The organism is Ercella succinigenes (genome assembly GCF_900002895.1).
Genome location: NZ_CDHP01000072.1, coordinates 16,246 through 29,893, shown reverse-complemented (window position 1 = coordinate 29,893; position 13,648 = coordinate 16,246). Strand labels below are relative to the sequence as shown.

Sequence of the window (13,648 nt, the reverse complement as noted above, 5' to 3'; positions counted from 1 at the left end):
CTTTAGAATTTACAACTATCAGTTGCCTGTCCAAGGCTGATAAGGAATACGAACTGACAGTCCTGAATCGTCATATTTGTAGCTAGTTCCTGCTAAGAAATCTTCTCCCTTTGCTGCATTCATTGCTACAGCCAGAACTGCTTGTGCCATTGCAGGTCCATCCTGAAGAACAGTACCGTCCATCTGGCCTTTTGAAATAAGATCCTGAGCCATATCTGTAGCATCAACACCAACTACAGGAATATGATTGGCACCTTCTTCACCTGTGTTATAACCTGCAGCCTGGAGAGCAGAAATTGCTCCTGCGGCCATACCATCATTGTTGGCAACTATAAATTCTATTTTATCGCCAAAGCTTGAAATCCAAGCAGATGTAGCAGTATTGGCTTTTTCTGTATCCCAGTTTGCAACCTGCAGATCAAGACGCTCTGTTTCAATTCCATTTGCTTCAACTGTGCTGATAGAAAATTCTGTTCTGGCAATTGCTTCCGGATTATCAGGATCGCCCTGAAGCATAACATACTGCATAATGCCATCTCCATTTTTGTCAAGATCAGCATTATTTTCCCAGATATCAGCCATCATTTCACCTTGTATTACACCAGCTTCTGATGGTGTCGTACCGATAAAGCGTGCCAGATCATATGATGCGATTACATCTGCATCAGGCTCACGATTGAAGAATATAATTGGAAGATCAGCAGCTTTAGCCTTATCAATTACTGTAGGAGCAGCTCCGATATCAACAATGTTTACGATCAGTGCATCAACACCTTGCTGAATCAAACCGTCAATCTGATCATTTTGTGTTCCCTGATCACCTTTACCATCATTAAGAATCAACTCAACCTGATCTGCGCCCAAATCACCAGCAGCAGCTTCTAAAGCCTGGCGAACTGTTGAAATATAGGTGTCATCATATTTATAAATCAGAACACCTAAGGTCACCTTGGTATCAGCAGCTTGATCGTCGTTAGAATCAGCATCTGATGTCTCGTCCTGTGCAGTGGCTGATGTCTCAGCCGTTGCTGTTGTTGTAGTTGTTTCATTGCCTCCACATCCTGCAAGAGATGTCAGCATGAGTGCGGCCAATAAAATTGCAGCGATTTTTTTCATTTTCTTTCCTCCTGTTTTTTTAGCAGATTACACAGCAAAACTGTGTCTATCTGTCAATTCTTGTGCCAGTATAGCCGAACACAAAAACTGGTTACAGATAAAATCCTGCACAGTTATAGCAAAATCAGACAGGAGGTTTTTACTGTTTTTCTATGTCCAAAAGCTTTTCTCTTCTAGACATGATATTTTCCAGAGTTTCATCCAAAGTTTGATAATTAAGAAAAAGATAGTCCACTTCTGAGTTTATAATGTTGCTAATTAAATGATTATTATCCGCAACAATCCGTTCCCTAGCAGTAGATATCTCAAAAATGGCTTCAAGGCTATTGTTGTCAAGATTTGTTGCATTTTCATAGATATTATAGATACTCTTATCACGATAAGCAGGCATAACCCCATGCGCAGAAAGTATTTCTGCAGCTTCCTTGCTTGATATATAACTTAATAGTCGCCAGGCATTAGTTTTATTATTTGAATAGGAAGCCATTGAGACTGGAGTCGGCATCATGTAAGACTCTAATTGTGTATTTTCCCATACCGGCATTCGCACAATTCCCCATTCAAAATCATATGAATCCTGATAATTGAGCAACATCTCTACAAACCAACTACCGTTTATCATCATTGCCCAGTTACCTTTAATAAAACCAAGCTGATCTATTCCTCTTGCTTTAATTTGTGCATAATCGGTAACCGAATGATCTTCATTTTGCATTCTATAATAAATTGACAGGGGTTCTCTTAAATAATCTATATCATAATTTGCAAGATCAAGTTTTGTATATTGTTTCCAAAAATCATTTAACAAATAATTATAACTGACCAACCCCAATCCATATATCCGAGATTCATCACTACTACCTTTGCTTAACTCTTTTGCCAGCATTTCTAAATTCTGCCAGGTTAGATTCATGTCAGGATAATCAAGTCCACAGTCATCAAAAATGGTTTTATTATAATATAGAACCAGGGTGTCATATCTGTAGGGTAAACCATAGATTTTACCATTTATCTCTTGTGACTCTCGAACCCAGACTGATGATTTTTCAAGATCATGCAGACTTTCGTCTAGAAATTCATCTAATGCATATATATAATTGTTGAAAGCAAAAGTATAATATTGCCAAGGCGAGCGAAAATACATGATATCGATATCTTCCTGTCCTGCAATACTGACTGTTAATTGTTGATCATAATCCTGATTAGGAAAACTCAGAACATCAACTTTCAAATCAGGATTCTGTCTTTCAAATTCTTCAATAAGAGCCTGATCATAAGAAACAACCCCATAATCCCACAAAGCAATCGTAACAGTCTCTTTATTATCATTGTCAGTTTTTCCCGAATTATTGCTTTGATGCCATTTGTATTCAACTCCTTTTAGTGCAGACAGATCACAACCGGCAAGTGAAACAAGAAAAAAAGCAACACATAAAATCATTACTATTCTCAGGCCAAAACGCCTTGATTTCTTAATTCTTGCAAACTCTTTTTTTTTCCTGTAACCATCGGTTATTGCACTGCTTACACCAATCTTCAAAGTAATTTCTCCTTGCAAGGTTTTTTGCTGTGTTTATTCTACAGTTTTGATAAACTATAAAAAATGGACAGTTATTTGATAACATTGCACTTTTTTTAGGTTATGCATTTACTCTAATTCAGAATTCCTTAAACGATAATCGCCAGGAGTCATACCAGTTTTCTTTTTAAATATTCTCGAAAGATAATAAATATTCTGATAGCCAATATGCTCACTGATTTCATACATTTTCATATTACTGCCTTTTAGAAGTTTTTTTGCCTCTTCAATTCTCAAATCAGTTAAATAATCCGAGTATCCCTGGCCTAACTCTTTTTTGAATAAATTACTCAAATACGAAGGATTCAATTTTACTTCTTCTGCCACATCCTGTAGACTCATTTCTTCTTTGAAATTGTTATCTATGTATTTTATTGCTTTATAAAGTGGCACTGGCAGTATATTCTTTTTTATAGCTAAGCTTTCTTTTTTTACTGCAGTTAATTCACGTGGATTTTGAGTTTTTATATGAAAGTCTTTGGGGGACTCAGCCCCTTCTTTCTTCCCTGACAGTTCATCTGACAAAGGCAAATAACTTAGGTATTCATTGGTTTCTGCCATTACCTTATCATAGGCTGCTGCAATACCTTCTAAAGAAATCTTGTTGATTCCAAATTTTATCTTTATATCCAAATTAAGGTAAGATAGCGCCATATCCTCAACTCTATTAATAAAAATTTCCATGTCTTGTTCATTGAAAGTATCTAACGGATCAACATGTGATAAAAATAAAAGTAAAGACTCCTTTTGCCAAGGAAAGCTATCACAAAAAAATCTTTTACCTGCTATTTCTTCGATAATATGTATCAAAGCGCCAACGGGCAAATCTTTTTCTTCTGCTTCCCTGCCGGCAAATTTTATTTTTATGTATAAACATGCAATATTGGCATCAGCAGTAATTAAATGCCTTTTATCATCAGATGCCTTTTGATAAAATGAATTATCGCGAAATATCAGTGCTCGGTAAAAAGACTGCGTAAGGGATTTGACTTGCTGTTTAAAAGTTTTATCCGCATTGCCTGCAATAAATTCTTTTCTATGTGAACATGTCTTTATATGTGATATCTCGCGACTGGCTTCTTTTAAAACGGGCAAAAGTGTTTCAGGCTGCATGTCTAATTTCAGCAAATAATCAAAAGCTCCCAATCGCATAGCTTTACGAACCGTATCAAAGTCATCATAACCACTAAGAACAATTACAATTGGTGCTGCTGGCGAGTTTTTTAGTATCTCTAACACTTTCAAGCCATCAAGAACGGGCATTTTTATATCCAATAACACAATATCTGGTTTCACCGCTCTGATCAATTCTAGAGCCTGATTTCCATCACCTGCTTCACCCGCAATATAAAAACCATTCACTCGCCAATTAACCAAAGTCTTTAAAGCTATTCGCACCAGCGAATCATCATCCACAATCAATACTTTTAGCAGATAATTATCATCATTTTTAAATGCAGGTATTTTTTCTTTTTTTTCTATCATTGCTTATTCTCGATCACCTTAATCATATTTTTTGCACATTATAGCAATTACAAAAAACTATGTGTATCTCAGTTTCATTTTTATAGAAATGCAGGTTTCTTTTTTCTGATCACTGTGGATATTAATTCCATATTCAGGGCCATCCTGCAAAACGATTCTCTGATGAACATTGATCAAGCCGATATGCTCACTGAAATCATTCAAATTTTTTTCTTTTTCATTCAAACTATTTTGCATATTTATTCTTTCAATTTCAGAAAAACCTTTGCCATTATCCATTACATATACTTGTAATTCTTCTTGCCTGGAACTTATCTCAATACTTATTCTGCCATTATTATCTTCAAGCGACAGACCATGCTGAATAGCGTTTTCCACTATAGGTTGTAATATCATCTTGGGAATTATTGCATCCTCTAACTTTTGATCCGCTATAGCACACGAAAATATTATACTTCCTTTGTATCTTATATTTTGGATGTACATAAAGGCTTCGAGAGCTTTCAATTCTTGCCTAAGCGTTACCTTTTCAGACGGTTCTCTTATAGCATACCTTAATAAACTTCCTAATGAGACAGTCATTTTTTCAATTCCAATAACACCTTGCAGCTGAGCCATAAGTTTAATCGTATTTAGGGTATTGTAGAGAAAATGCGGATTTATCTGATTTTGCAGCATTTTTATTTCTAGTTCATGCTTTTCTTTTTCTTGTCTAAGCTGGTGATCAATAAGCTGTTTTAAGCCTGTTTGCATATCGTGAATACTATGGCTTAATATTCCAATTTCATTTTCTTCCTGACAGGCAGGCTCCTGATTTAATTCTCCTAACCCGATCTGCTCAACCTGTTTAACTAAAAGCTCTACTGGTTTAGTGAATTTGCGACTAATTAAAATTGACAATATACCAGATATTATCATTAAGAAAATAAAGACTAAAAGAATAATCCATGTAAATAAGATTCTTTGCTGACTTATAATTACCAGAGGATATGCATCTATTAAAAACCAATCAGTACTAGCTGAACGATTCCAACTAATCAGATAATCATCCCAGGATAAATAGTTATAGCCACTTTGATCTATTGCCTCAGATGTCAAAAGAGCTTCGTATAACAACGATGTATTTTCTAATTTAAACTCGTCATTTTGAGCTAAAAGCTGATTGCTCCCATTAAAAAGAAAAAAACCTTCCGAATCAGACTGTACCATAAAAGCATCTTCAAAAAGACTTTGATCAAATAAAATAAAAGCGTAACCTAATGATTCAGAGTGATTCGATTCCGTTAGGTTTATATATAACGGAATATAGGATTCGACAGGCAAATACTGCCACGTGTTTGCTTCTAACCCTCCCCAATTAGTATAAGGTTTATCAGATGACTCTAAAAACCATTCTGTTTTCTCAACTTCACTTTTTGTTAGAAGGCCTGCATACGGTCCGAATCTCAAATCTGTCCCATTGTTGCCCCAAATAACCAGAGCCAGCATTTTCTCGTACAAAGGAGTATATCTGTATCTATTCCGAATATCCTGCATCAACAACTCAATTTGCTCGTTATAATTTGCCGGCTCTGATGATGGTTGTCTTAAAACATTTTTTAGCTGCTCATCAACAAAAAGCTGCCGGGATAAATTATCTGCCCATTCGACTTTTTTATCGATATTATTCATAATATAGCCTACAGATCTGGCTCGTTCATCAATGTAACTATTTTTAATTGAATTAGTAGTAAACCATGTTAATCCCAAACTTATTGTTGCTATCGGAATGAAAGATGCCAGGATTATATATATAATCAATTTGCGGCTGATAGGTTTAAATTTTTTGCGGTTTTTGATGAGTCCTTTTGCTGTTTTTTTTGAAAATTTACTTATCATATTTACCGCCTGCATCAGTTCTTATTTAAAACAAAAAAACACTCCGATCATATCAGAACCGGAGTGCATTAAAGTTCAAGCAACGAAGCGTTTTTTCAACAGCCCACTTCCAACAATACTCCTTCAAAAGGTCTAATTATGGTATTGCTTTTAATATTATTGGTTCCTTCGGATCTTTTATAGTTTGATAATACAACAGTTGATTCAGGCAAGTCCAGTTTTTGATCTGAATTTGAAAAATTACAGATAATCAAAAACTTTCTTTCACCTTGTTGGCGATAATAAGCAATAATATCTTTATGATCTAAAAAAGCTGGTTGTAAATCTGCTTGGAAAAAGAAAGGACTAAACGTTTTTCTTGTTTTTATCATCTGTTTATAAAAATTCAGAACAGAATTTTCACAGTCAGGGGATTGTTGAAGTTTAACATTAATTTTTGCATAATCAGGATGTACGGGCAACCAAGGCCTGGCCTGACTAAAACCAGCATTTCCAGTGTCATCCCACAACATAGGTGTACGGGAATTATCCCTGACCCGCCATGCTACTCTTGCAAAAGCCTCTTCCTTGCTTAATCCAGCTTCCAGTCCTTTCTTGTATTGATCTTTGGCTGCAACATCATTAAACTGATCCATGTTTTCCCAAGGATAATTTGTCATACCAATTTCTTGACCTTGGTAAATATAAGGTATCCCCTGCAAGAAAAAATACATCATTCCAAGCATAGTAATGCTTTCATATCTGATGTCATTGTCATTTAGATATTTGTTCGGACTGCGGTTTTGGTCGTGATTTTCTAAATACGGTGCTCCATAGCCTATTTCACAAATCTTTTTCTGGCTAATAAAAATTTTTTGTTTCAAATCTTCACAGCTAAAATAATTTCTATCAAACCAATATTCGGATTTGATATCAATATCTGTGTAAGAAAAATCAAAAACATTGGTGAAAAAACCATCTTTACCAATGAAATCTTCCAATTTCTCATCTGGTATTCCGTTTGCTTCAGCAACAGTATATGCCTGATTTGGTGCAAAAACCTTGTCTCTCATTTCTCCTAGAAAATCCTCAATTCCAGGATAATTAAGGCATTCTGAAAGCGGGCTTGCAAGTCCATCACTGTCTTTTGTCTCAATGTCAGGGAAATCCTGATTTTTTTTGATCAAGCTGATCGCATCTATCCTAAAACCTGCAATCCCTTTTTTCAACCACCAGATTATCATTTTAAACAGAGAGTCTCTCAATGCTTGATTTTCCCAATTGAAATCAGGTTGTTCTACGGCAAAAAGGTGTAAATAGTACTCATCTTCACTATTTGGCAATTTTTGCCAGGCTGAACCACCGAAATGAGATCTCCAGTTGTTGGGGGGATTCCCGTTTTTGCCTTTTCTGATTATGTAATAATTCCTATAAGGGCTTGACGGATCAGACAAAGCAGCCTGAAACCAAGGATGTTTATCTGATGAATGGTTCAAAACCAGATCCAACAGTATTTTGATGCCTTTCTGTTTTGCTTTTTTTATCAGCATTTCCAGATCGGGCAAAGTCCCAAATTCATGGTGTATTTCTTTGTAATTGGAAATGTCATAACCATTATCTGCCATAGGAGATTGAAAAATAGGACAAAGCCAGATCGTGTTAATTCCAAGGGTCTCAAGATAATCCAGTTTTTGAATAATTCCCTGCAAATCTCCAACACCATCATTGTTGCTGTCCATAAAACTTCGAGGATAAATTTGATAGACAATTGCATCCTGCCACCAAGGTTTTTCTTGCATTAAATTTCCTCCCAAAACTTTATATATCTTTTTTCCATTCTTAGTTGAAAAAACTGTTTGCAGCCTCATTTTTTAGCGAACAAAGCATATTTCTAGCCTAATTGCAGTACCATATTACGTATAGCTTATATTAAAGTTTTTATTTTTCAAATCTACTTCTAACGAAGCTTTATGGTAGTCTTTTTCCCATGTTAATTGGAATTTGCCGTTTTCTTTGTCATTAATAATCAAATCTCCATCAAAAGCAGGATGGCTGTTACGAAATCTCATTAACTCATATAATTTCTGTAATACAGGACGCTGCACTTCTTTGTCAATTTCTTCTATGGAATAATAATGGCGATTTATATCCCTTCCTATTTTTGTTTTTTCTACAAGATCAATGTCATTTTTCCCCGCCATAAGTCCAACATAATAAACTTGTGGAATGCCTGGTGCAAAAAACTGTATCGCTCGTGCAAGTAGATAAGCATCGTCATTTTCACCTAAAGCAGAATAGTATGTGCAATTTATCTGATAAATGTCCAAGTTATTATATGCAGTAGAACTGTATATTTTTTTCACACTTCCACCTTGCTTATATAATATCTCTCTTGTTTGATCAATTTCTTCTTGACTCATCAGGTCGCGAGCATCTACAACACCGATTCCATCATGTGTATCTAAAGTAGTGAATTGTTTACGCGGGCATATACTCAACCAGTGTAAAAGCCTGTCACTTCTTCCTGTATAAATAGCATGTAAAACCAGCATGGGCAAGGCAAAATCATAAACATAGTATCCTTTTTCTGCCACACGAAGCTGCATACTGTAATGTTCATGGATCTCTGGTAATAATAAGCAGTTTTTTTCTTGTAATGTTTCAGAAGTTTCAGAAAGAAGATCCCATACATCTGGTTCTACAAAAAAACAATTTGTATCTGCTTTTTTAGTAGCATATGCAAAGGCATCAAGTCGAATAATTGAAGCCCCCTGATCTACAAGAAATCTTAAATTTTCCTGATTCCAGCTTTTTGTGTAAGGATGATAGCAATTAAGGTCAATTTGTTCCTCATCAAAAGTGCACCAAATTTTTTCATTTGTACCGTCATCAAATTCGACATCAATATAAGGCGCTCTTGGTTTTCTCTTATATATTTTATCGGTTTGTTCTGCCGTAGGCATACCATTTTCCCAAAAGTCTTTGTAAAGTATAAAAAGATCCTTATACTCTGATTTTTCTTTTTTATGCAAAAAATCTTGAAAATATTGGCTGCTTTTTGATATGTGATTAATCATATAATCAAACATAAGATAATGTTTTTCTTTTAGCTTTTGAATATCTTGCCAGCTACCAAATTCAGGATCAACCTCTTTGTAAGTTAAAGGTGCAAAACCTCTATCGGCAGAAGACGGGTAAAACGGCAATATATGCAGTCCACCTATTTCTTTCTGAAAATATTTATTAAGAACATAAGAAAGATCACTTAGATTATTACCCATACTGTCAGCATAGGTAATAAGCATAATTTTATTTTTTATCATCATGGTATCCTCTTTATATAAACGAAGTAGAAATTCAATTAGTTGAACCTTGTTTTAATAATTTTACAGGTAAAATATTTTTGGTCGGCACAGTTTCTCCGTCCATTATCTTTATAAGGTAATCAACAGCATATCTCGCTATATCTTCCATAGGCTGTTTTATACTTGTTATTCTTGGGGTTGTAAGTAGAGCCGTTAGACTACCATCAAAACCAACGATTTGAATATCTTGAGGCACCTTTTTACCTAATTGACAGGCAATGCCTATCAATGCGGCAGCAGTAACATCGCTTGTTGCAAAAATTCCATCGCAATCAGAATGTTTTTCTAAAATATCCAGTAAAATTGTTTCTTCATGGAAGTGAGTAATCGAGCTATCTGGCAGTTCGTATGCTAAGAATTCAATACCTGCTTTGTTGCATGTATCAATAAATGCATCTGTTCTTTTATTTGATAACATTTTCACTTCAAGACTGCCACTAATATGAAGAAGTTTTTTACAACCGTTAGCTATCAGATGTTCGGTAGCAATTTGACCACCCAGGTAATTGTCACTGCAAATATAGGGGATATTAGGACTTAATTGTCTATCCAAACTTATAACAGGGAGATTAAGACCCATATAGTCATCAGCATCCAAAATATGACTTCCCATGATTATGCCATCAACCTGACTCCTTTTAAGCATATCTATATATTCCCGTTCTTTAGTCCGGTTTCTTAAAGAATTACAAACAAGAAGCTTATAACCTCTATCATAAGCCATTGTTTCTATCATTTGCGCTATCTCGCCAAAAAAAGGATGAGATAAGGCTGGAACAATAAGGCCTATAATATTTGATTTCTGATTATGCAAAGATCTGGCAAGATCATTGGGAAGATAATCCAGTTTTTTCATTGCCTGTGCTACTTTTTGTTTAACATCATCACTTAAGTATCCTCGGTTGTTTATGACCCGCGATACGGTTGCCACAGAAACACCAGCTACTTTTGCTACGTCTTTGATAGTTGCCATTCGCAGATCCCCCTTCCTATTACCCCGTCAAGTTAAAATTTTATCATTTGTTACCTGGCACGTCTATTGCAAGATGTCTAAGATTTTTTTATTTAACAGATCCATCCATGACACCTTTTATTATTTGTTTTTGTAATAATAAATATAGGATAAGAATAGGCAGAATACTCATAACAAGTGCGGCCATACCATATCCGAATTCTGAAGTATAATTGCCGAAAAAATAGAAAGTTGATAAAGGCAATGTTCTTTGCTTCTCATGGACAAGAACCAATGATGGCAATAGATAGTCATTCCATATCCAAAGCAAATCAAGTATAAGTATGGTAGAAGTTATAGGTGCAAGAATCGGAAAAACGACTCTTCTAAAGACACCAAATCTGCTACAGCCGTCAATCACTGCAGCTTCTTCAAGTTCTTTGGGCACACCCTTGATAAATCCATGATACATAAATGTAGCCAAAGCCATGCCAAACCCCATGTAAAAGAATGCCAGTGCTCCCATTGAATTCAATATCCCGATGCGCCCATAAATACTTACAAGAGGTATCATCAGTGTCTGAAAAGGAATAATCATCGAAGCCACAATTATCAAAAAGATAACTTTATTTATTTTCCATTTCCATCTTTCGAGAAAATATGCCAGCATAGAAGAAAATACAACAATGAGAAATAATGAAATCACCGTTATAATAAATGAGTTTTTGATGGCAGAGATAAAATTCATAGTTTGGAAAGCATGAATATAGTTCTCAAACCCAATCAACCCGGTAAAAGCAAGAGGATCTCTCACTATATTTATTTTTTCCTTAAAAGAATTAAGCAAAACCATCAAAAACGGAAACATCATTATGACAACAACTATTAGACAAAACAGAAAAACAACTATCCTGGTTATTTTGTTTGTTTTCATAATGCATCCACCTCTTTACGCTTAAGTACAACAACCTGGATTAAAGCAAGAACAGCTACAATTGCAAAAAACAAGAATGCTTTTGCCTGACCTGATCCATAGTTGCGGAATTTAAATGCTTCGTTATATATGTGCATCGCAACAAGCTCAGTGGATCGATACGGACCTCCGTTTGTTAAAGATAAGTTCGTGTCAAATGTCATAAAGCTTTTTTGCAGTGTTAAAAAAATACTTATGGTAAAAGAAGGTATCATTAAAGGCAGTTTAATTCTAAAGAAAGCTTGCCAGCCATTTGCTCCGTCAATTCTAGCCGCTTCGGAAACAGAATCAGGCACGCCATTTAAGCCAGCAATATAAATCAACATCATGTAGCCAGACATTTGCCACACACCGACAACTATTAGCGCCCATAAAGCTTTTTCAGAATCACCCAACCAAGATCCTGCTAAAGCTTCTATACCAAAAGTTCTTCCTACATATACAAAAACTCTTGAGAAAATAAAACTCCAAATAAATCCGAGTATTACCCCTCCAATCAGATTAGGGGTAAAAAAGGCCGCCCGGAATCCATTTTGTCCTTTGAACCCACTGGTTACCAGTATTGCAAGAATTAATGCAAGTACGTTAGTTAGTATTAAAACCCATATTACGTATTGAAAAGTAATCCCCATGGAAATCCAGAACTGATTATCTGTAAATGCTTCAATATAATTTTGCAGACCCATAAACTGGACAGTTGATTGCGTCCCTGTCCAGTCAGTAAAGGTGACGAACAGGCCAAACAAAAATGGAATCATTACTACCAGGGAAAATGCTGCGAGAGGAATAAAACCGAAAGTAAAAAAAACTCCTAGTCGTTTCAAAATAGATTTCTCATTATACATTTGACCTGACGCCTCCTTCATTAACAGGGTATCATCTTCGTATTGTTATTTTACAGATTTCCAATATTCTTCAAATTCCTGTGCCAATTCTGCGCGATCTATAACTCCATCTACATATTTTTGCATCGCAGCCCCCATCGCCTGGAAACCACCTGCCGGATAATATGTATTCATCCATTCCAGGCTATCACCGGAATTTAACATTTCTGCGATCTGAACACTCATAGCATCGGAAGGTTCAATTTCAAATCCACTGTATGCCGGAATAAAATTAAGTTCTTCAACATAATATTTTTGTCCTTCTGCAGTAGTTATGAACCAGCTTAAAAAATCCAGTGAAGCTTTCTGCTGAGCCTCATTATTTCCTGAAGCATCAACACACCAGTAACTAGGAACTCCTATTGCTATTTTACCATTTGCGTAATCTTGTTCGTTATTACTTACAGGAATAGCAATAAATCTATAGTCTTGATCATCTATAGCGACCAATTCAGGATATGCCCAGTTACCCATAAACCATGAGGCAGCATCTCCAGCAGCCAAATCAAGAGATCCGTCCTCGTATACAGGTGCAAGCGGTGAAGCAGAATGAATATTATATTCAAGCATCAAATCGAAAACATCCACCCAGCCGTTAAACACATCATTCTCCGCAAGTGATACTTCTCCTGCTTTTAATTTTTCAATAAATTCATGTCTTTCTTCGTGGCTATCACTTTGAGCAGCATAAACCGTATTTGATAAATGTGCACCTAATGACCAGTCCATTGGTGATAGAGTAAATGGTCCTGCGCCTGCATTTTTTAAGCTTTCAAAAAAGTTTTTCAAACCGTCAATAGTTTTGATTTCAGAAGAATCAAAACCAGCCCCAAGAGCTGCTTCAACAACAGCAGGGTTGTAAATAATGCCATAAGCTTCTACAGTTGTAGGTGTGCCAAATATTTTTCCATCTACTGTGACAAAGTCCAGAGTACCTTCTCCTGCTTTGGCTATAAAATCAGTATTTGACAAATCGAGAAATTTATCCTGGAACTCTTCGAATTCTTGTCCTACCATCAGGATGGACGGTGCGTTACCTGATGCGTATAGAGATGTCATTTTTTCGTATGCATCTTGTCCTGCCAAAGGAATCATTGTTACATTAACTCCTGTGTTGGCAGAATATTCGGACAGCATGTTTTCAAATTGACTGCCCACCTCGGGTTTGCCCATTAAAATTGTAATCGAAACATCTGATGTATCGATATCGTCATCAGCGGTTGTTGTTGTTTGCTCATTGCCATTTTCATCGCCTTTTGTTGTCTCGGTTTGATTATCAGTCGAACCACAAGCAGCCAAGCTGATAATTAACATAAATGCCAGAACAATTGATAGTACCTTTTTCATAAATTACCTCCTGTTTAATCTAATTTCAACAATATAAGATGCATCTATACTCTAAATATAGAACGCTTAAACCTATGTGTCAATCGTTTA

The 13,648-nt window shown here is 35.8% G+C and carries 10 protein-coding genes; all 10 read right to left on the bottom strand.

What is annotated here, in order from left to right; translation table 11 throughout:
• Positions 1 to 18: 18 nt before the first annotated feature.
• A complete protein-coding gene (locus tag AC0KSB_RS14745) occupies positions 19 to 1,116 on the bottom strand; it encodes a galactose ABC transporter substrate-binding protein (protein ID WP_472310518.1) in 1,098 nt (365 codons plus the stop codon).
• A gap of 139 nt (positions 1,117 to 1,255) precedes the next feature.
• Positions 1,256 to 2,656 carry an extracellular solute-binding protein gene (locus AC0KSB_RS14740; RefSeq protein ID WP_472310517.1) on the bottom strand — a complete coding sequence of 467 codons (1,401 nt, stop codon included), beginning with the start codon at positions 2,654 to 2,656 and terminating at the stop codon, positions 1,256 to 1,258.
• 108 nt (positions 2,657 to 2,764) lie between these two features.
• Complete coding sequence (locus AC0KSB_RS14735) at positions 2,765 to 4,180, bottom strand: response regulator transcription factor (RefSeq protein ID WP_472310516.1); 1,416 nt, start codon at positions 4,178 to 4,180, stop codon at positions 2,765 to 2,767.
• Positions 4,181 to 4,237: 57 nt separating this feature from the next.
• Positions 4,238 to 6,058: a sensor histidine kinase gene (locus AC0KSB_RS14730; protein WP_472310515.1), complete on the bottom strand. Its 1,821-nt coding sequence runs from the start codon at positions 6,056 to 6,058 to the stop codon at positions 4,238 to 4,240.
• 95 nt (positions 6,059 to 6,153) lie between these two features.
• Complete coding sequence (locus tag AC0KSB_RS14725) at positions 6,154 to 7,836, bottom strand: glycoside hydrolase family 13 protein (RefSeq protein WP_472310514.1); 1,683 nt, start codon at positions 7,834 to 7,836, stop codon at positions 6,154 to 6,156.
• A gap of 114 nt (positions 7,837 to 7,950) precedes the next feature.
• A complete protein-coding gene (gene gtfA / locus AC0KSB_RS14720) occupies positions 7,951 to 9,360 on the bottom strand; it encodes a sucrose phosphorylase (protein ID WP_472310513.1) in 1,410 nt (469 codons plus the stop codon).
• A 34-nt stretch (positions 9,361 to 9,394) separates the two neighbouring features.
• Complete coding sequence (locus AC0KSB_RS14715) at positions 9,395 to 10,375, bottom strand: LacI family DNA-binding transcriptional regulator (RefSeq protein ID WP_472310512.1); 981 nt, start codon at positions 10,373 to 10,375, stop codon at positions 9,395 to 9,397.
• An 88-nt stretch (positions 10,376 to 10,463) separates the two neighbouring features.
• The gene (locus tag AC0KSB_RS14710; RefSeq protein ID WP_472310511.1) at positions 10,464 to 11,288 is read right to left on the bottom strand and encodes a carbohydrate ABC transporter permease; all 825 of its coding nucleotides are present in this window, start codon (positions 11,286 to 11,288) and stop codon (positions 10,464 to 10,466) included.
• Complete coding sequence (locus tag AC0KSB_RS14705; protein WP_472310510.1) at positions 11,285 to 12,172, bottom strand: carbohydrate ABC transporter permease; 888 nt, start codon at positions 12,170 to 12,172, stop codon at positions 11,285 to 11,287. Before AC0KSB_RS14705 ends, AC0KSB_RS14710 begins: the two co-directional genes overlap by 4 nt.
• 45 nt (positions 12,173 to 12,217) lie before the next feature.
• Positions 12,218 to 13,558: an ABC transporter substrate-binding protein gene (locus tag AC0KSB_RS14700; RefSeq protein ID WP_472310509.1), complete on the bottom strand. Its 1,341-nt coding sequence runs from the start codon at positions 13,556 to 13,558 to the stop codon at positions 12,218 to 12,220.
• Between the last annotated feature and the right edge of the window lie 90 nt (positions 13,559 to 13,648).